General features: G+C 40.7%; 21 protein-coding genes. 14 read left to right on the top strand and 7 right to left on the bottom strand.

Annotation, left to right across the window (positions count from 1 at the left end; all coding sequences use genetic code 11):
- The first annotated feature begins 90 nt into the window (after nucleotides 1–90).
- The 8 genes from PTW35_RS22225 to PTW35_RS22275 all read left to right on the top strand — a co-directional run bounded on the left by PTW35_RS22225 (nucleotide 91) and on the right by PTW35_RS22275 (nucleotide 7,185).
- Nucleotides 91–1,065, top strand: coding sequence for a hypothetical protein (locus tag PTW35_RS22225; protein ID WP_281029025.1), 975 nt, complete (start codon nucleotides 91–93; stop codon nucleotides 1,063–1,065).
- 292 nt (nucleotides 1,066–1,357) lie between these two features.
- A complete protein-coding gene (locus tag PTW35_RS22230) occupies nucleotides 1,358–1,966 on the top strand; it encodes a DUF2726 domain-containing protein (protein ID WP_281029026.1) in 609 nt (202 codons plus the stop codon).
- Nucleotides 1,967–2,295: 329 nt separating this feature from the next.
- On the top strand, nucleotides 2,296–3,003 hold the full coding sequence (locus tag PTW35_RS22235; protein ID WP_281029027.1) for a hypothetical protein: 708 nt from the start codon (nucleotides 2,296–2,298) through the stop codon (nucleotides 3,001–3,003).
- A 145-nt stretch (nucleotides 3,004–3,148) separates the two neighbouring features.
- Complete coding sequence (locus PTW35_RS22245; protein WP_281029028.1) at nucleotides 3,149–3,679, top strand: hypothetical protein; 531 nt, start codon at nucleotides 3,149–3,151, stop codon at nucleotides 3,677–3,679.
- Between the two features lie 140 nt (nucleotides 3,680–3,819).
- Nucleotides 3,820–4,647: a TIGR02391 family protein gene (locus PTW35_RS22250; RefSeq protein WP_281029029.1), complete on the top strand. Its 828-nt coding sequence runs from the start codon at nucleotides 3,820–3,822 to the stop codon at nucleotides 4,645–4,647.
- Nucleotides 4,648–4,762: 115 nt separating this feature from the next.
- The gene (locus PTW35_RS22255; protein ID WP_281029030.1) at nucleotides 4,763–5,545 is read left to right on the top strand and encodes a hypothetical protein; all 783 of its coding nucleotides are present in this window, start codon (nucleotides 4,763–4,765) and stop codon (nucleotides 5,543–5,545) included.
- A 245-nt stretch (nucleotides 5,546–5,790) separates the two neighbouring features.
- Nucleotides 5,791–6,561, top strand: a complete 771-nt coding sequence (locus tag PTW35_RS22265) for a hypothetical protein (RefSeq protein WP_281029031.1) — start codon at nucleotides 5,791–5,793, stop codon at nucleotides 6,559–6,561.
- A 174-nt stretch (nucleotides 6,562–6,735) separates the two neighbouring features.
- On the top strand, nucleotides 6,736–7,185 hold the full coding sequence (locus PTW35_RS22275) for a hypothetical protein (protein WP_281029032.1): 450 nt from the start codon (nucleotides 6,736–6,738) through the stop codon (nucleotides 7,183–7,185).
- A gap of 34 nt (nucleotides 7,186–7,219) precedes the next feature.
- Here PTW35_RS22275 and PTW35_RS27225 read toward each other — a convergent pair whose 3' ends face one another.
- The 3 genes from PTW35_RS27225 to PTW35_RS22290 all read right to left on the bottom strand — a co-directional run bounded on the left by PTW35_RS27225 (nucleotide 7,220) and on the right by PTW35_RS22290 (nucleotide 11,043).
- A complete protein-coding gene (locus tag PTW35_RS27225) occupies nucleotides 7,220–7,591 on the bottom strand; it encodes a DUF3653 domain-containing protein (protein WP_044623342.1) in 372 nt (123 codons plus the stop codon).
- 582 nt (nucleotides 7,592–8,173) lie between these two features.
- Nucleotides 8,174–9,877: an AMP-binding protein gene (locus PTW35_RS22285; protein ID WP_348637745.1), complete on the bottom strand. Its 1,704-nt coding sequence runs from the start codon at nucleotides 9,875–9,877 to the stop codon at nucleotides 8,174–8,176.
- Nucleotides 9,878–9,909: 32 nt separating this feature from the next.
- The gene (locus PTW35_RS22290; RefSeq protein ID WP_281029033.1) at nucleotides 9,910–11,043 is read right to left on the bottom strand and encodes a Glu/Leu/Phe/Val dehydrogenase; all 1,134 of its coding nucleotides are present in this window, start codon (nucleotides 11,041–11,043) and stop codon (nucleotides 9,910–9,912) included.
- Nucleotides 11,044–11,255: 212 nt separating this feature from the next.
- Here PTW35_RS22290 and PTW35_RS22295 point away from each other — a divergent pair, with 212 nt between their 5' ends.
- Together PTW35_RS22295 and PTW35_RS22300 are read left to right on the top strand one after the other, a co-directional pair.
- On the top strand, nucleotides 11,256–11,408 hold the full coding sequence (locus PTW35_RS22295; protein WP_281029034.1) for a hypothetical protein: 153 nt from the start codon (nucleotides 11,256–11,258) through the stop codon (nucleotides 11,406–11,408).
- A 128-nt stretch (nucleotides 11,409–11,536) separates the two neighbouring features.
- Nucleotides 11,537–11,893: a hypothetical protein gene (locus PTW35_RS22300; RefSeq protein ID WP_281029035.1), complete on the top strand. Its 357-nt coding sequence runs from the start codon at nucleotides 11,537–11,539 to the stop codon at nucleotides 11,891–11,893.
- Here the strand turns inward: PTW35_RS22300 and PTW35_RS22305 are convergent.
- Nucleotides 11,890–12,363: an NUDIX domain-containing protein gene (locus PTW35_RS22305; RefSeq protein WP_281029036.1), complete on the bottom strand. Its 474-nt coding sequence runs from the start codon at nucleotides 12,361–12,363 to the stop codon at nucleotides 11,890–11,892. The two genes, PTW35_RS22300 and PTW35_RS22305, sit on opposite strands and share 4 nt — an antisense overlap.
- A 353-nt stretch (nucleotides 12,364–12,716) precedes the next feature.
- On the opposite strand from PTW35_RS22305, the gene rpoS reads away from it, so the two are divergent.
- Together rpoS and PTW35_RS22315 are read left to right on the top strand one after the other, a co-directional pair.
- The gene (rpoS, locus tag PTW35_RS22310) at nucleotides 12,717–13,592 is read left to right on the top strand and encodes an RNA polymerase sigma factor RpoS (protein ID WP_281029037.1); all 876 of its coding nucleotides are present in this window, start codon (nucleotides 12,717–12,719) and stop codon (nucleotides 13,590–13,592) included.
- A gap of 497 nt (nucleotides 13,593–14,089) precedes the next feature.
- A complete protein-coding gene (locus PTW35_RS22315) occupies nucleotides 14,090–14,626 on the top strand; it encodes a DUF1439 domain-containing protein (protein ID WP_281029038.1) in 537 nt (178 codons plus the stop codon).
- Nucleotides 14,627–14,679: 53 nt separating this feature from the next.
- On the opposite strand, the gene PTW35_RS22320 is transcribed toward PTW35_RS22315, so the two are convergent.
- Nucleotides 14,680–14,976: a hypothetical protein gene (locus PTW35_RS22320; protein ID WP_281029039.1), complete on the bottom strand. Its 297-nt coding sequence runs from the start codon at nucleotides 14,974–14,976 to the stop codon at nucleotides 14,680–14,682.
- A gap of 203 nt (nucleotides 14,977–15,179) precedes the next feature.
- The gene (chrA, locus tag PTW35_RS22325) at nucleotides 15,180–16,325 is read right to left on the bottom strand and encodes a chromate efflux transporter (RefSeq protein WP_281029040.1); all 1,146 of its coding nucleotides are present in this window, start codon (nucleotides 16,323–16,325) and stop codon (nucleotides 15,180–15,182) included.
- A gap of 409 nt (nucleotides 16,326–16,734) precedes the next feature.
- Here chrA and PTW35_RS22330 point away from each other — a divergent pair, with 409 nt between their 5' ends.
- Together PTW35_RS22330 and PTW35_RS22335 are read left to right on the top strand one after the other, a co-directional pair.
- Nucleotides 16,735–17,661: a LysR family transcriptional regulator gene (locus PTW35_RS22330; RefSeq protein ID WP_281029041.1), complete on the top strand. Its 927-nt coding sequence runs from the start codon at nucleotides 16,735–16,737 to the stop codon at nucleotides 17,659–17,661.
- Nucleotides 17,662–17,750: 89 nt separating this feature from the next.
- On the top strand, nucleotides 17,751–18,311 hold the full coding sequence (locus PTW35_RS22335; protein WP_281029042.1) for an OmpA family protein: 561 nt from the start codon (nucleotides 17,751–17,753) through the stop codon (nucleotides 18,309–18,311).
- Nucleotides 18,312–18,375: 64 nt separating this feature from the next.
- Here the strand turns inward: PTW35_RS22335 and PTW35_RS22340 are convergent, their stop codons facing one another.
- Complete coding sequence (locus PTW35_RS22340; protein ID WP_281029043.1) at nucleotides 18,376–19,485, bottom strand: 1-acyl-sn-glycerol-3-phosphate acyltransferase; 1,110 nt, start codon at nucleotides 19,483–19,485, stop codon at nucleotides 18,376–18,378.
- Between the last annotated feature and the right edge of the window lie 26 nt (nucleotides 19,486–19,511).

Below are 19,511 nucleotides of genomic sequence, written 5' to 3' on the forward strand. Positions count from 1 at the left end.
TTCAACCCCTGTCTTGGTATTTGTACATCATGATTAGTAAAACAAGTCAAAACTCTATAAAGTTGCTAGCGTAAAGTTGCGGAATGAAAAATGAGTGAGAAAGACAGTAATGATAATATCATGGAAAAAAGTAAACGATTGACTCATCTTCTTTGGGGGGGTATGGCAATATTAACTATGGCATTAATTGTAGTGACATATACATCGATAGTAATAAATCCACCGCGATTTGAAAATTATCCATATCGAGTATTTAATTCTAATGATGCTAACCAGTCTAGCAATATAGATGGGGAATATAGAAAAAAAGAAGATGATTCTGAAAAATCAGGAGGCGAACCTACAAAAAAAATCATGAGTGAACCACCATCAAAAAACGATCATTTTGTCCAATATATTGCTTATCATACTTATGAAAAAATTATATCTTGGGTTGGAATTATTGGAGGAATATTCTTTATTGTTGGTGGTATTAGTATGTCTATACTAGGTTTCGAAATATGGAATATAAGAAAATCACTTGAAAAAACCCTTGAAAAAGCACGGTCTGAACAAGATAAAATTGAAGCTCAATTAAAGAGTAATAGTAAAAAATTTCAAGAGGTTTCAGATGATACAACAAGGAAAATAGACTACTTAGAAGAACAAAGTAAAGAAATAGAGGCTATTAGGAAAAATGCACTTCAAGATATCGAAGATTTGAAAAAGTTGGTATCAATGAAACAATCCGATGGTGATGAAAGGACAAACTTTACAGAGGGCTTTGTTAAGTTTGGTGATATAAGTGAAGACGGGAGAGTTGTAAATACGCTATGGACAACAATTAATTCTCAAGTTGAAATTAATAGACTTCCTGAAATGCACTCTAGGCTTAAAGCTAATACGTGTGTTTTTTTAAGAAGCGATTTACCAGAGTTAATTAAGAATGATGTTAAATTAGCAAGCCCAAAAAGAATAATAGAAAAAAAATCTGTTGTAGAAGTATTAGATTCATTTACTTTTCAAATTAATCCCAAAAATGTTCGAATATGGCTGCGTGTTAAGTTAATTGTTCCTGAATGTTGAAGTAAATACAAAGTTTGATTGACTAAACAAAGCCTTTCATGCAGGCAGATCAAGCGCAGCGCTGCCGCATGAAGGCCTCCCACCCGGCTCTTATCCCGCAGGGATGCTAGGCACCTTTACACTAGTTTCCACAAGTGCTGTACATACCATGCGGAGCTTCCCAAAAAAGCCAACAGAATTTCACGAACCCACCATCCTGCTAGGCTGCTCTTCCATGATTTTGCATTTAGATTTTAATTCTTGTGGATGATATGGAAGGATTCACTGTTCATAATATTGGGAAGGTTGTTCTATGGAAGTGTTGGTTTTATTGGTTGTATTAGTAATTGTGGTGTCTTTTTTTAAAGCTCATAAAACGAATCAAAATTTCGCAGAACACAAGTATCGTCCCGCAGGACCACTACTTACTCCAGCAGAACGTTCGTTCTATGGCGTGCTTGTAAAAGCTATTTCTAATGACTATCTGATTTTCTCTAAGGTACGTGTAGCTGATGTTATTGTGCCTGTTAAGTGTGGAACTAAGAAAAATTGGCGAATTGCTTTCAATAAGATCTCTAGTAAACATTTTGATTTCATAATATGTGATAAGGAAGCTCTAAATATTTTATGTGCTATAGAATTGAATGACTCTAGCCATAACACGTCCAAACGTATCAAACGTGATGCCTTCCTTGTTGACTCAATGAAAACTGCCAATATCCCTTTGTACCAAATCGACGCAAAGAACAGCTATGTTATAAGTGAAGTCAGAAAGCAGCTGGCCTGCTTGAATCCTTCGTTAATCAAAACCTGCCCTCGTTGCTCATCACTACTAGTCGAACGGATTGCATCGAGTACCAGGGCAACTTTTGTTGGATGCTCCTCTTACCCAAGATGTACATATACTGAATCATCTTCATGATCCCAAGTCGAAAACATGTACTTATGGAGCTTTAAGGCTCTTAATCCCACCAAGTCTAACCTCACCTTTTGCCTATGTGATGTACACCTGATTGTGTAACTAATTTTCAAGTCAGTAGTGTATGATTTTGCTTGCATTTGGGTGTAGAATTGACGGCATTATGACGTTAAGTGTCCGAATACCCTGTTTTAGTACGAAAAATCGGCTATTTAACGTAATGGATATAATGTCTACCGGATTGCTTAAGGGTGGATATGTGAAACAAGATCGCAAAATTAAATGTTAGCTCACTTTTCATCAGCATAGTTATCAAAGGTAAAAGAGTTAAAATGAATTTAAATGAATATCAGTTAGATAATGATGGGAATTTCGATAGTGGGTTCATTGACAATAGTATGCATTCTTCAAATGGTATTAATGTCTACTTTCGTGATTTAGAAAAGCATCTGATCGGTCATATTAACAATGCTGATTTAGTTATTGGAGCCGTAGCTTGGCTAACCAGTGACGCAATACTAGATGCGCTTGCGTGTGTTAAAAATGTACAAATTGTGGTTCAAAAAGAAGATTTTCTCAGACCGGATGTATATTCCCGCATGAATTGGAAGTCAAAGTTACGTTCGAAATATGATGCACTTAAGTGTGATCTAACGAGGTATGAGTTTGGTAATATTCTAAGTAGCGCCTCAGTCGCGTCAGATCCGACTATTGATGCTGTTAGGTGTGTGGGAAACCATAACAGAGATAAGGTGCCAGCATTTCCAAGAATGCATAATAAATTCCTCATTTTTGCAAACGTTCAAGAAATTCAGAACTCTTTTGGTCATACACACTATAAAGTTACTCCTTATGGTGTTTGGACAGGTTCGTTCAATCTCACTAAAAATGCTTCAATGTCTCTAGAAAATGCATTGTATATAACTGAGCCAGATATAGTCGATGCATATTTCAAGGAGTATGGTCAAATTGCAGCTATGTCAGAAAAGTTAGACTGGACTGCAGATTGGGCTGCCCCTCAATGGCGTATTGGTACCTAAAAGTGAGCTAACAAACTGTTTAAGAGTGATTCGCAACGCGTGGCATTTTTACTATGCGTTGTGTTTAGTGTTTAAGGTGGTTTGCAGTGGCTTTGGTATTGCATTGCTCACACCTTAACAGGGCGTTAGGCTACAAGGAGAAAATATGACACATCGAGTAAGAGTTTACCCACATAATGATCTTATGAATTTAGCTCATTATCAGCGAGAAACGATTCGTGTAAAAGTTGCCAATGAAGATCGTGATGGGATTAAACTAGATTGTCTTTCATGTTTAATCTCTTTGGCTTTTTCTGTCGAAGCACTGGTTAACTTTGTGGGATACAAGAAAGTCGATAAATGGAAAGAGTTTGACCGATACATAAATAAGATTACAAAAGTATGTGCTAAAGCAGGTGTAGAGTTCGACAAAAATGTCGGTATGTACGCACAACTATGGCAATTAAAGAAGTTACGAGATGATGTTGCTCATGGTAAACCCATTGAAATTAACACTGAGGTCAATACTCGTGAAGAACTTCGTGAAAGAATGAGTTGTCCTTGGGATGTTAACTTAACGCCTGAAACTGTCGAAGCCATGTTTGTGGTAGTTAAAGATTTTGAGAAACTCCTCTTCAAGAATTGCCAAATCAATATTGGTGATACATTAACTTCAGCGGTGAGAGTGGGTCAGTAGCCTAACAAACAATTTAAAAGGGATTCCCCACGCTTGGCATTTTTGGTTCGGGTCAAGTTTAGTGTTTACGGTGTCCAAATTGAGTATCGTGGTAGCGTGGCTCACCCCTTAATTGGGCGTTATATTTTTTAAGGAAACTTATGGCAGCAATTAAAAGTCTAGATTTTAGTATTATTGAATCTATTTGTAAGTTACTTGGTGATACAACAAGCGGTTTTACTGGGACTGAAATTGGCAAGTTGCTCTATGAATCAGGAATTGAGGATATTGATTCTGCAAACACCAAATGGAAAAGGTTGAATTCAGCACTAGCCAATAAGCAATCCATCGATGGTTGTGCCAATAATGTGTTGGCTTTTATCCAAAATGCAATTAACCCTGCTCGTCATTACAACAACTTAGAGAGGTTTAATGATACTCGATATCAGCTCAACCAAATTCTTAGTTTCGCTGGCTTTAACATCGGTGAAAATGGAAAAATTGGAACAGTTACAAAATCGAATACAATCAGCGAAGCTGCTGCCAGAGCTTATAAACTCAAAGATCAGCTTGTTTCCCGAAATGTTCACCCTGATGTTCTGAAGTATTGCAAAGAGGAATTGGTTGTAGATAACTATTTCCATGCTGTATTTGAAGCTACAAAAAGTGTTGCTGATAAAATTAGGCATAAAACTGGCTTAACTTCAGATGGTTCCGTGTTGGTTGATGAAGCATTCTCTTTTAAGCACATACCTCACTTAGCATTAAATTCATTGGTTACTGAAAGTGAAAAGAGTGAGCAAAAAGGTTTTATGAATTTACTCAAAGGACTGTTCGGTACTTTTCGTAATACAACAGCGCATGCACCAAAAATCACTTGGTCAATCGAAGAGATTGACGCACTAGATATCCTTTCAATGGTTTCTTTAGTTCATCGTCGGTTAGACAAAGCAACACAAGCAAAAATGATATACGAATCAAAAATATAACAAAGCAATCAAGGTGATGCGTTACACTCGGCGGTTTTGGTATAAAGTTCGGTGCGCTTTGCTGGTTCAGTGGGGCAGACGTTAGCTGCCAAGAAGTTCATATGAGTGGAGTGGAATGAATAAAGAACGATTATTTGAGCTATATGAGAAGCTTTACTTCCATGAGATGGAAGTACGAGAGCGTATTACAGGTCGAGTTCAGATTACTTTTGCTTTGGTTGCTACGGGATACACCATTCTCAGTTATATGCTCAGAATGCTTGATTACACTGCGTTGCGTAGTGCAATCATGGTCTTTGCCATTTCTGCTAGTCTTACATTCTTATTGTCTTTTGTATGTTTGTATTTTTTGGTACGTGCTTTCTGGGGTAATACCTATAAAGGTATGCCTTCGCCAATAAAAACAGATGAATACAGAGAAAAGCTGATTGCACATAAGAAAGAGATTGAAGACTACAATAGTTCTTATCCTAGCAATCGACAACCAGAGGTTGATGTCGATTCGTTAGTCGCTGACCATCTATATCAAAAATTTCGAGATTGTTCGGCACATAATACAGAAGTAAACGATCGCCGCTCGCAGCAACTGCATCGAGCTTTCAAATGGTTATTGTTTGCCTCAATCCCTATGCTTGTAGCAAGCGTTACCTATATTGCACATGACCTAGACGTGTCTTCTCCTAGAAAAGAAACCCCAATAGTCGATTTATCTGTAGCAACTGAGTTAAATGGTATAAAGACAAAATTAGAAGCCCTAAACCTATCACTAAAACAAGGAGTGAAAATCGTGCCTGAAGTTGAAGATAATTATGTTCCACCACCACCTCCTCCTCCGCAAGAACCTGATGCTCGTCCTTTAGTAGAGGACAATTATCCAACACCAAATGCAGGAGAGTAACATGACTGATGAAAAGAAAAGTGAAGCACCACCACCGCCACCACCGCCACCTGAGCCTCCTCGTGTTCGTATGATTAACGAAGATCTCACTAAGAAAAAAGGCAGCTAACAATCTGTTTAAGAGTAATTCGCAACGCTTGGCATTTTTGCTATGCGTTGCGTTTAGTGTTTAAGGTGGTTTGCGGCGACTTCGGTATTGCGTTGCTCACCCCTTAGCAGGGCGTTAGGTTTTATAAGGGAAAGCTATGAGTTTCTTATCCAAGATATTTAGAGTATTCGGTAATAGTCGTACCGAGGGGAACAAAACAACTGAGATACCTAGAGTAGGAAACAAAGAGCCATTTTGTCCTTATTGCAGTAGTACTTTGGATAAGATGCCTGGGCGAAAGAAAAAATGCCCTAGTTGCAGTCAATTTATGTATGTTCGAACTTGCCCTGATGAACGAGTTAAGATTTTAGTACGTGAAGATCAAATTGAACTCATAGAAGAAAAGTGGGCAATTGAGAACGGTACCCATGAACAATTCTTAGCGGAAAAGCGGGATAGAGAAGCAACAAAAAACAAGCTGATGAGTCAAGGCATCAACACTCCTACGGACTTAGATGTTAAGTGGGAACAATTAAAGGTTTCATTGCCTCAACTAGCATCAGAGTATAAATGGGGGCTATATCGTAATGCTCGCTTGGGAATGGGAGATGTTCTAAAGAAGCAAGGTAAACTATCTGAAGCGTTGGACACATATCTTGAGGTCTGCTTTATAGATCTAAACGGACCGAATAATTGTGGCACAAAGGACCCTGAGATATTGAAGATGTACCCTCCATTCGATCCTAAATCTGCATTTTTAGCCCCGGGCGTACTGGGCTACATAGACAAACTGTGTAAAGAACTTAATGTAAAGCCAGAAGACTTAGGCTCTAGGTTTATTGGTCTTTCGTCCAAAGTAGAGCATCAACTGAAGTTACCTATATCCGCTGATGAAGCATGGAAAGAACTTTCTGGGGAACTACGTTGAACCAAAACCTAACAAACTGTTTAAGAGTGATTCTCAACGCTTGGCATTTTTAATTCCATCATTGAGTTCAGTGTTTACGGTGGTATGGTTGAGTTTCGTGGTCGCGTTGTTCACACCTTAATGCGGCTATAAGGTTCTCCATGAAGGCTGTTACAGTGTGGCGGTGTTGATTTGATGCCCCGTCTAGTAATACGGGGTGAAAGTTTTTGGGGTCGTCGTGCCCTACAGCGTGGTGAAATGTTGCAGCTATCAAAATTGGCATTTGTCCCTGGAACAATTTTGCGGTTTTGCTATCAATTTTTATCCAGACTTATTGTAACCTCACTTAGGATTGCTATCATTTACATTAATTTGTTCCAGGGAAGAATGAGGTTAATGATGGCAATCACGATTAGAGATACAGAAAAGCACCAGAATATGATCGATGCTCTTAAGGAACTCACAGGTAAAGCAACTCAGTCTGGTGCTCTCATCGAAGGTGGCTATGCTGCTTTAGAGTTTAGCCAGTTACATGATGAGCAGCTCAGAGAAAATCGAAGACTTCAGCAAGAGATTTATCATTTGAAGTCCAAAGTACTTAACTATGTTAATGCCTTAGATGGTCTAAGAGAAGTTACAGAGTAAATATGAAATAGCCCCTTCTTCGGGGCTTACCTTTTTACACTAGAGGCAGTCTTTTTAGCATTCTCGCAGTTTTGATGATCGCGGCCTTCATCTCCCTATCGTTCTCGGCACTGATTTGTAAAAGCGCATTCCCCGTTACGATCCTGTCTGGGGTTAAAGTCCATCCGTTTGGCGTCACCAACTCCCCTTGTTTGATTTGCCACCCTCTCCAGTCGTCATTAATAGCTGCAAGATCTCTACATGAATAGAGCTTCATTAGCCGTCTGCACTCCGGTGGTATCTTCTGACCCGAGTCCCAACGTGTGATGGTTCTCACAGATTTGAAACATAGCTCAGCTACCCTTTTTTTACTCAGTCCACAGACAAATTTTCTAAAAATGTAGTTTTCGGTCAACTTACTAGTCATAGTGCTTATTTATTCAATCTATCATTAATCAACTGATTGAATAATAAATCCCCTAACCTGTTGATGTTTCGAGTTATTTAACAACTTTGCCAACGACCGTATTTAACATAACGCACCCATAATACGTACTGATGGTGTAGAGCCACAAAGCTAAAGTGTCTCTTTTCTACAAAGTGAAAATGTCCTGTTTTTCCTATGTTCTGCCTGTGTGAGATGAACTGAAGATGTTGGTAAGCCAGGTACAAAGTATAGTGGCACGTTTTAGTTAACCAGGTACCACTCTCCATCAATGCCGTGAAAAAACAAATTGGGATGCATTTGACTCTTCACGAGTAAATATATTGTGACTCTCTGAAACCGCATTCAAGGAATTGATGCGTGCAATAGCAAAAATCAGCATGTGTCGGTATAACTGCTATCACAGTTACTACTAATCAGATTTTTATGGATTTAGTTACCGGCCTCTATCTTTGGGTTGTATTTACCTTATTTATATTCTTGTTGCTGGTTCTTTACTTGCTCAAGTAAAGGGCTCAGAATGTTTCACCAGTGAACACTTTAGTGTGTTGAGTATAGCTGTATTCATTTTTTCTGGTACTTTTCGATTTCTTTTTCACGCATTTCAAATTTCTGGAATTTTCCCGTCACGGTCATCGGAAATGAGTTCACAAATCGAATATAACGTGGCACTTTGAAGTGTGTGATTTGATCACGACAGTAATTACGAACTTCCTCTTCTGTCATACTTTCATTTTCATGTAACTGTACCCATGCAACCACTTCTTCACCGTAAAATTCATCAGGAATACCGAACACAGCCACTTGCTGAACCTTCGGGTGGGAAAACAGGAGATCTTCGACTTCTCTAGGATAGATATTTTCGCCTCCACGGATGATTAACTCTTTTATCCGTCCAGTAATTCTGACATACCCATCGGCATCCATAGTGCCCAGATCGCCGGAATGCAACCATCCTTGTTCATCTATGGCTTCCTTCGTCCCTTGTCTATTGCCATAGTAGCCTTTCATTATGTGGTAACCTCGAAAACAGATCTCACCAATCTCGTCCAAAGCGACAGTCCTTCCTGACTCAATCGCAACCACTTTCACTTCTTGGTGAGGTAGATTTTTTCCAACCGTCTGTGTTCTACGTTCAAGAGTATCTTCTATTGCCGTAAGGTGTGTCAGTGGCGAAGCTTCCGTTTCACCATAACCAATCAATATTTCACGACAATGCATATCGTTCATCACCCGCATCATCAAAGGCATCGGGCATGGAGCCCCAGCCATAATGCCAGTCCGCAAACTGCTAAGGTCATAACAATGAAAACTTTCGTGTTCTAACTCGGCAATGAACATCGTTGGTACACCATGAACCGCAGTACATCTTTCTGTATGTATTGCCCGTAATACATCTTCCGGATCAAAGTGCTCTGATGGAATGACAATGCAAGCGCCAACAGATAAACACAGCAAGTTGGCCAGAACCATGCCGAAGCAGTGGTAGAAAGGAACCGGTACACACAGCCTATCCTGCTCACCGAAATGCATGGATTTTGCTGCAAAATAGGCGTTATTTAAAATGTTATGGTGGCTTAACACAACAGCTTTAGGGAACCCTGTCGTTCCTGATGTATATTGAATGTTTATTGCATCGTCGCAGTCCAAACTGGACGTCACTTCATCGAGCTCTTGGATGGAGATGTTCCTACCTTTTTCAAGGATATCGGCCCATACCTTGAAGCCATGTGCCGGACGGTCAGTCTCCTCCGGGTTCATAGGATCGAACACAACCACCGAATGTAAATGAGGGAACGCTTTGTTGCTGAGGTATGGAGATTGACGATTCAGTTCAGGCAGTAGAGTCATTAGCATGGCAATATAATTACTACCGCGAAATGAAGGTATAACAAAAAGCCCCTGCACTTCTGAACACTTCAATGCATAAGCTAGTTCGTGCTGACGATATGCCGGATTGATATTAACCAAAATGCAGCCTATTCTTGCGGTCGCCATCTGTAACAATAACCATTCGACATTATCAGTAGACCATATACCGATTCGGTCACCTTTCTTGAAGCCTGAACCGATAAGTCCTTTTGCTAGCTTATCGACCTCTTCCGACAGCTCAACGTAATTTAATCGCCTGTTTTGGTGCATGGAAACTACAGCATCGCTTTGTGACGATTGCCTGACAATATCGTTGAAATGTTCAGGGATCGTTTTTCCAAGCAATGGTTCTAATCCACCTCGGTGAAAGTAACTTCTATTAGTCCTGTTCATCATGTTCTCCACCTTATATCCCGACATACAAGCACTCAAAGAAAATGAGGTGCAGTTGAAAATAGTGAATAGCGTCTATAGGACATTGCTTTTTCTAGGCGGTGTTTCGCTAATGCTAGCGCGGCATCTCGTGGCAAGATGGACCGCTCATTAACTAACTGGATTACCTGTTTGGTATTTTGCCGTACCTTTTCTTCTATCGCTTCAAATGCTGCTTTTTGAGTCGCACCGTGATATTCCATCGAAGCACAAATCACTCCACCGGCATTGGCAATAAAATCAGGAATACAGAGTACCCCATGCTGATGGAGGTATTTCTCTGCCGCTAGGGTACACGGAATATTGGCTCCTTGGAGCATGACTTTGGTATTGAGGTATTGGACATTACCCTCGTGGATAACATCGGGTCTTGCTGCAGGTATCCAAATATCACATTCAAGCTTAACCAAATCATCATTTGACACCTTTTTTGCACCCTGAAGGTCAGTAACTGACTTACCTTCATTTTTCAGGGCTATTAACGTGTTCACGTCCAAACCATTTTCATCACATATAGCACCACGAGAATCAGCCACACCAATCAGTACTGCCCCTTTCTCAACTAGGAAGCGGCTGACATGTTTGCCCACGGCCCCAAAGCCTTGAACTACAAATTGTGCCCCTTGAACATTAAAGCCGCATTCATCTGCTGCTAAATCTACAACCTGAGCAAGCCCCCACCCTGTAGCACCTAACTCATCAAGCGGGATCCCCCCCAACTCGCGAGGCAATCCCACCACACGACCAACCTCATCACGGATCCAAGCCATGCACTCTTCATCAACACCCATATCAGGGGCAAAAATGTATGTATCTTCATTGCGTAATCCATTTGCAAATGCCCTAATCAGTGCCTCTTTATCTTTTTTAGGCATTTTGGGGTCGGCAAGGATCACGGCTTTACCACCACCATGAGGTAACCCTGCCGCTGCATTCTTATAAGTCATCGCTCTCGCAAGACGCATACACTCTTCGGTTGTGACATCTGCCGCCATGCGTATACCACCGACTGACGGCCCGAGGGCAACGTTATCCACCACTAGAACTGCTTTCAAATCAACAGAAGGCTCATAAAGGTGGATCACTTTGAATGGGCCTAGTTTATCTGAGTATTGAAGATTTGGGTTCATCTTCCCCTCGCATATGCTATGTGCCGTATTTACAACATAGCCTTAAATTCAACGGCAAGGCGTGAAGATTAGAACAGTTTTGCAATGAATGATTATTCAGCAATCTTTTTGATTATCAGGATAAATAACCCGATTAGTTGTAATTCAATATCTCTGTTTAAATAGCACCATAGATATTTCCAATCTAATTGTTAATAAACAAGGTGTTATATATGTTTTCAGTAGACGATCGTGTAGTAGCGACTAAAGGTATTGAACTTGGTGAAATGGTTGTTACTGGCCTAAGCAGTGGCGGCTTCTACGTTCATGTTACAGTTAATGGCATGACTTTGACTTACCCTGTTAAAGATCTGAAGAAAGCATAATTCTTGCTCTCCCAATTTACTAAAAGGTAGCCTCGGCTGCCTTTTTTCGTTTTGATTGCTATAGCGATAATACCGACAAAACCTATACTTACCCTAATTGATGAATCGACATTAACCAGGGGCTGCTTATGACCATTGCCTATCATCCTGATTCAGAACTAGACGATGTGAAGCTTCAGCAATTGCATCAAGAACTGTTGCTTAAGCGAGAGCACTTTAAGGAGGAAATCAACAAGTTGAATCACGAAATTTCAATAAAAGAAGATTGCTCGGTCACTGATGTTGCCGAAGCAGCGAATATTCGTGAAGAAGCAGATCGGGCTATGGGGCTGGTCGAACAGTATACCGAAACATTGTCATATATTGAGAGAGCCCTATTGCATATGGAACACGGTACCTATGGTGTAAGTGATAAGACGGGCAACCCTATTCCCTTTGAGCGCCTGAAGATCATACCCTGGACTTCGACATGTGCCGATGACTAGTAAATATCTCTGAAATGTACTGTGCTGGATTCTAATTTCAATTCTAATGCGGGGTTTTGTGCAACGAAATACTGCCAAACGTGTTGATAGAACTTCCGTTGATTGGGGAATGGCACCAACTCCAGTGCCTCTTCCAAGGTGCACCAACGATAATCAGTATGTTCATGATTTAAAACAACCTGCGTATCTGGTTCACAATAGGCAACAAAACCCGCGGCAACAAAAATCTGATCGCTATGAAAATTATAAAATTGTTGCAAGTAATCGGCACTATATAATTCGTAGGGAGAAACCTGAGTCTCCTCATACAGTTCACGTAGAAAAGCCTGCCAGGCAGACTCACTTTTTTCTATACTTCCCGCCACCTGGCACCAATATCCACCATCCGCCCTTTTGAGCAATAGCATTCTGGTTTGTTGTTGATGCTTTGTTAAAACCACTCCCGATACAAAATTTGTTACAAGCTCCATTGCGCTTCTCCTCTGTCACATATTGATATAATAACTATGACTATTATTACGCTTTATTGTATAAGATTTGGATGAAAGCACGTTAATTACATATGCACAACATACTGATAAATTAGACAGCAGCCAATGTATATGCCAAATTGAAATTACTCCGCAGTGCTAAAAACCATATTAGCGCCTTGTTGCAACCCGAATGGCTTTGTCAATAGTCTTTTTCGATACAAAATTGCTTTTATATAAAAATGCACGATTCCTCAATGGCATATGCATAACGTTCATGATAGTGTGGGTGTGTAACAAATTAAAACAAAGATATAACATTTAAGATTGTCATTGATTGTTAGGGGTAAGATATGGATATCAAATCACAAGAACTTAATGGTTTCGATGCTGATGTTATTCATCTGTATCTACAAGAAATCGCGCACAAACCTTTACTTACCAAAGATGAAGAAGTTCTTTACAGCAGGAAGTGCTTACGAGGTGACCCGTTCTCAAAAGCGACAATGATTGAAAGTAACCTGCGCCTGGTTGTCAGTATTGCCAAAAAATACCGTAACAGTGGTATGTTGTTAAGCGATTTAATCGATGAAGGAAACATTGGTTTAATTACCGCGGTGGAGAAATTTGATCCTGAACGTGGTTTTAGATTCTCGACATATGCGACATGGTGGATAAAGCAGACTATTGAGCGTGCCATTCACAACCAAGCACGCACTATACGACTACCTGTTCATGTTTCAAAAGAAATAAATACGATTTTGCGAACACATAAGCAGTTGATGAAAACCACTAACCAAGAACCAAGCCAGGAAGAAATTGCTGCTAAGTTAGAACGTTCAGTAGAAGATATATCAAATGTGCTTGCTTATGATGCCCCTGTTGTCTCTATTGATCAGCAAATCTCCGATGAATCAGGCTCACAGACAATTTCAGCCTTCATTGCTGATGATGAAGGTATGAAGCCGGAAAATGAGCTCGACAAGCAAGATATTAGTAAACTCGCAATTGCGATGCTGGAAAGCCTAAATGCACGTGATCGTGAAATTTTGTGCCGCCGTTTTGGCTTATTAGGTTACGAAGCACAAACCCTTCAGCAGGTCGCTGATGAAGTCGGCCTGACTCGAGAACGAATTCGTCAATTACAGGTAAGTTCTCTGAAGAAACTAAAGAATACACTTAACCGTGAAAATTATGACTTAGAATTATTATTTGCAGAAACAGCGTAAAAGTTGGCATGTACCGGTACGCCCTCCACTTGGAGGGTTTTTTTGTAACCAACAATCTCATCACTCTCTTTTTCTTTGATTCAGATTCTAACCACACTCCCCAGCCATTTTAGATAGCCAGACTACAGCATATATTAGCATCTTAACATGATGATAAAGCGAGCTCGTATATGACAGTAAATACCAAGTTGATATCAGTAATAGCGATTATGTTGTTCTTTAATACAAGTATAAGCCATTCATCAACTGCCAAAAAAGCCAAGGATTGTAAAAAGGTCAATCAGAAAATCGAATCTATCCAGAAAAAAATGCGTAGTGGCTACCCCCCAAAGCAAGGTAAGAAGTACCATAAACAATTGAATAAGTTATACAAGAAGCAATTCGAGTCATGCTTTTAAACCCACAAAAATACGTCTGCCTATCTCGGAACTGAGCCTCTGATACACCGCCGATCTGATAACCTATAGATGTACGATTAAAGGCGCGAGGCAGGTATTTTGAAAATCATCTTTGCTCTAGTTATTGCACTGTTATTAACATCATGCGCAAGTTACAGCGTCACAGAGCAACAAATACAGGAGTACCTTGATGATCGAAGCGGATTTGAGAGGACAGTAGGCGTTAAAGGGCTAGCACATGCCAACGTAAAATTTGACAATGTTAAGGTAGGAATAGGAAGAGTTGCTGATGATCGTGTTAACTTAGATGCCGACTCTACCGCTAAGATATCGATTCAGGGTCAAAGTACTCAACAGCTACAGATAAAGGTTAGCTTTAGTGCCGTGCCCTACTATGACAAAGACGAAGGCGCGATTTTTCTCAATGATCTGAATGTTGAAGATATCGATATCCAACCAAATGATTTTAACCTTCCTAGTAAACAACTATTGTCCCCAATTATTGAAATGGTCGGACAATATTTATTGACGAGGCCTGTCTATCGATTAAGTGACGAAGATTTCAAACAATCGCTGTTAAAAACTGCAAGGCCGGAGCTTTTAATCAAAAATCATGAATTGATTATTCAAATTTAGCGCAGGCACGAGAGCATTATTTTCTCAATGCTCTCATTGTAGATTTCAGCTTACTAATCAGAGCTCTTAGATTGCTCTAAGAAATTAGTGCCAGCCGCTTCATCTATGATGTGAATTGCCCGTTCAGTTTCAAACGATTTACGCATCGCCTCTGCGGCATAGTTCTTAATGGTTGCTTCATGCGAACTAATAAAGATGAAGATGAATAAACAGAGCCCAAATAAAGAAGCTAGTAGTGCCATGATGGTCCTTTGAACAATACGCTTCTCAGCTTCGCGCAATTCTCTTTCTAGAATTTCAATAACATCATAATTTGTAAGGTTTGGCCTTATTTTTCTTTGATTTTTCATATATTTAATTTGACCAATAAGTGTTAGCTATTGGAGGCTACTGTATCAATAGATTCTTAACTATACCTTAATCAGCTATAAACATCCTTTTAGACATTCTAGTTTTCAGGATAATGTTTAAATTTCATACATAGCATAAGTTATAGTGCGTTAGCTTTTGTAAAAACACAGCCCGAAGGCTGTGTTTAACATGCAGCGTCTACTTACAGCAACGATTGATACCCGACGAAGAGCAAGATCAATCCCCACACCGGTATGTTCCGATATTTCAAAAGATAGAAGCCAACCATTACCGCAACAACATCAAAGACTGAACCTATTGAAGTGGAAATTACGGGCTTGATAAATGCACTCCCCAACAAACCAACAACACTCGCATTGACCAACAAAATAGACTCTTGCAAACGTTGGTGTTTAAACAAAGCATTCCAAGCCGGCAAAAATGCAAACAATAGTAAGCTCCCTGGTAAAAACACAGCAATCGTTGCAAGTAAACTACCGATAAATGGACTGTCAGAAATCGTCGAAGCCCCTAGGTAACTAGCCATTGTAAACATAGGCCCTGGAACTAACTGGGCAGAAGCATAAGCACTCAAGAATGTATCAGGTTCCACCATCCCTTCCATCATAGGCTCTAGGAGTGGAAGAACAACATGGCCGCCACCAAATACGAAACTACCCGCTTGATAAAAAACATTAACAAGGTTTAGTAATTCAGATTGCCCAGCTACCAACGGTAGGCCAAACAACAAAACAACAAACACACTAACAATACCCAAATGGGGTTTGATTATGGGTTGGTTAACGACTTCAGCATTGTGTAGTTTTTGGCTTGAAATAGCAAAACCTAACAGTGCGGCCAATAAAATTGGAATGATTTGCCCAAGCAGCCCCGAGGTTATGAAAACACTAACACCGGTTGCGAGTGCAACCGCAACTGTTAACTTGCTTGTTATATTTTTTTTAACCATTCCCCATATGGCTTCAGCAACAACGACAACAGCCAAGAGTTTAGCTGCCTGGATAACGGTATTGATAAAGGTGACATCGTTATATTGCTGGTTGCCAATAGCTAAAACAGTCAACAACAAGAATGAAGGGAAAGTAAAACCGACAAAAGCAGAAAGTGCTCCTAGGTATCCTGCTTTCTTGAAACCAATATACATACCAAGCTGGCTACTAGCGGGCCCAGGTAAAAACTGACATAGCGCAACTGCGTGGGTGAAATCTTGATCACTCAACCATTTTTTATTCTGAACAAATTCACGTTGGAAAAAACCAATGTGAGCGGCAGGGCCGCCGAAACTATAAAGACCTAGCAGAAAAAACTGCCACATAACTTTGAACATAAAACCTCCTAATGAGGCTCAGATATTATCGGCGAACTCCACATTAATAAAATCGTTTAGTTTAATTAAGCTCATTACCATCATCGATTTTGCTGCCAACTTAATCAGTTATAGAAAATTAAGCCTAAGGGAATAACTGCCTTGCATAGCGTACATTATTTGCTTTCATTGTTCACTGTCGGGGACAATAACTATTAAGTCATTGTAATTATTGTGAAATAAAGCCAATACAACGACTACCTCTCCTTGTTAATAAAACAACACGATAGCGTCAGATATAGCTTTCGCGGTGCATTGAGTTCAGTCGCTGGCCAATGATGAGTGACATCGTCACATAAGATTCACAAGCATTCTCCCCCATTACGTTCAGTGATATAATTGCCTAGTTAACATGAAGTTGGTCTTACCTATGCTAGAAAATCTGCAACAAATGGTGATCCTTGCGACTGTCGGCCATGAACAAAACTTTACCAGGGCGGCAGAGCGTCTTGGGATCTCTAAATCTCAGGTCAGTAAACAAATTCGTTTTTTGGAAGAACGGCTTGGATGTCAGCTTGTACAGCGAAGTACACGCACCGTCGCTTTGACTGAGATAGGCCTTCAATATGCTGAATATGGCCAACAGCTGCTTGATACGGTCAATGAAGCTGAAGCACTCGTTGCAGGTTACCGCAATGAAATTAAAGGTGTATTGCGCGTTGGTATTGCGCAATCTTTCGGCAATATCCACATCACCTCGGCATTGGCTGAATTTCAAAAAGAACACCCAGGCCTCGAATTAGAAGTTAGCCTGTTTGATCATCGCCCTAACCTACTGGAAGAAGGCTTTGACTGTTGGGTGGCCATTCACGAACACCCACCAGAAGGTATGGTCGCCCGCCGACTCGCAGATTGTCATTTTGCAGTTGTTGCCTCGCCTGAATATATACAGGCTCATGGTGCCCCTAAAGTACCGGGAGACTTGCGCCAGCATAACTGCATTACCTACCAAAGCCGCGAGAGGAAATACATCAATTGGGAATTCACCAGAGACGGAGTAAGACAGTCAATTAGGGCCCGCGGAAACTACCGTATCGACAATGCGCCAGCTGTTCTTGATGCTGCGATTTCAGGCTTGGGGATTGCGTACCTTGCAACCTACCTCATTACAGACGAGCTTGAAACAGGCAAACTTATCCAGCTACTTCCTGAATGGAAGGCCGATGTTGAGTTGCCAATTTATGCCGTTTATCCCCGCCGAAAATACCTTGCACCTAAGGTACGGTCATTTATTGATTTCATGGCAGAACGTATGTCTGTCCCTCCATACAGAACCCCTAACCCTGCTGCTCGTTGATCGACCACGTTATCTTATTTTCGCAGTTGTGATTCGCTTCAGATCAGCTAAACCTAACATATATGACTTCATGATTAGGTTTAGTTGGTTTGAATACTCTAGCACCGCATACCGCTTCATCATTACTGGCTCGCACGTTCATCTTGCTATGCTGTTCAGTGTTTATTTGGGGATGTGGCAACGGAAGTGACGGCGTCACTCCCACTACCACTCAATCAACCGGAAGTGGCAATGTGGTACCCAAAGCACAAATATTGCTAACTGAGCTGCCGGAGCTTCGTACTTCAGTATATTTCGATGTCGAGAGCTACGAACTAACACCTGACGGCCAATTATTGCTAGACCCTATCGCTGTTCGATTACGTCAGCATCCTGATAGCTATGTGATCGTTGTTGGGCATGGTGATGATTTTGCTAATGAAGATGATAATATCGGGCTTTCCTATGAACGTGCTTTTACCGTTGCTATTTATATATCATCTGTTTTTGGTGTCGAAGAGGAACGTATCCAGATAGTGTCAGCTGGTAGCAGCGAGCCATTAAGTTCAGGCACCCGAGCAGTCGACAAACAACGAAACCGAAGAGTAGAAGTTGTCTCCCCTAAATCGATAGTGCGAACACTCAGCCCTACCAACGATGCAAGGTTCTAGCTGAAAGCTTGTCATAGCCCTAATTCAGACGAAAAAAAAGCAGCCTGTAGGCTGCTTTTTTTACTTACTGTAGTTTCTTCTGCGCAGGTATCGCATACATCTGCTTCAGAATGGTGACAACCCCTTCAGGAAGGCCGGCAAATTTCTCGTTGAACCTGGCCACCTCAGCATCATTCACCGAGCTATCAGTCATCCCTGCTGCAATATAGTTGGCAGGAAACAGATGGTAATTAGCTGTAATCTGACGATCGATTTCCCCAGCTAATGACTCAGGAGTATCAAAACCAGCACCAATCACATCACCGAAGTTGACATGAATACGACGTTTTTGGCCAACGATACCCTGAATAATGCTTTCGATGTCTTCGAACTCACCTTTCTCATAACTGCCTTCAGTTTGTTTCTGGTAAAGCTCTTTTGCCTTGGCAACATCACACGGATCGTTTTCGTACGAAATAGCGACCGGTACAATATTAAGCTTTGACATGTAATCGGAAAACTCAATTTTTTGTTTACGACCATCCATATAAAACATCTTTAGGATGGCAGGATCAGTTTTATCGTTACCATCTTTGGCCCGCCCTTCCTTCTGGGCAATCCAAATGGAGTTCCCCGTCTCAAGCGAATGAGAGATATAACTAGACAGTAGGCCAAGCGCTTTCATCATTTCACGCGGCGCTTTAGCCGAGCGCTTAACAATAAAGCTCTTGTTCAAACGCATTAGCTCGGTTGCACATGGCTTCTTCAGAAGATTATCGCCAATCGCAATACGTACGGTATTGAAGCCATTATTGTAAAGGCACCAGTTCACCATCGCTGGATCCATGGCAATATCTCTATGGTTCGAGACAAAGAGATAGGATTTTGTCGGATCCAGTTCGTCAAGCCCGCTAAAAGTGACACCGTCACAAGAATGATCAATAGTTGCGTGCATATATTTGGCGATTTGACGTTGGACATCATCAACCGTTTTGATATTTGACCATTTGCTTATTAGAAAGCGTTTAATCAGGGGTGTCAGCAACCAGCCGAGTACACCAGATAACTGTGGAAAACGGTAATTAAGAATGGCGTTTATAAACTCTTTATCGTTAACCAGACGCGTAATAGCCCCACTGACTTCATCATCATTATATGGGCGAATTTCTTTGTAAATATCGTTATTAGACTGCACTGTAATGCTTCATAAGTTGAAAAAAC

The organism is Photobacterium sp. DA100, from assembly GCF_029223585.1.
Classification (GTDB): Bacteria; Pseudomonadota; Gammaproteobacteria; order Enterobacterales; family Vibrionaceae; genus Photobacterium.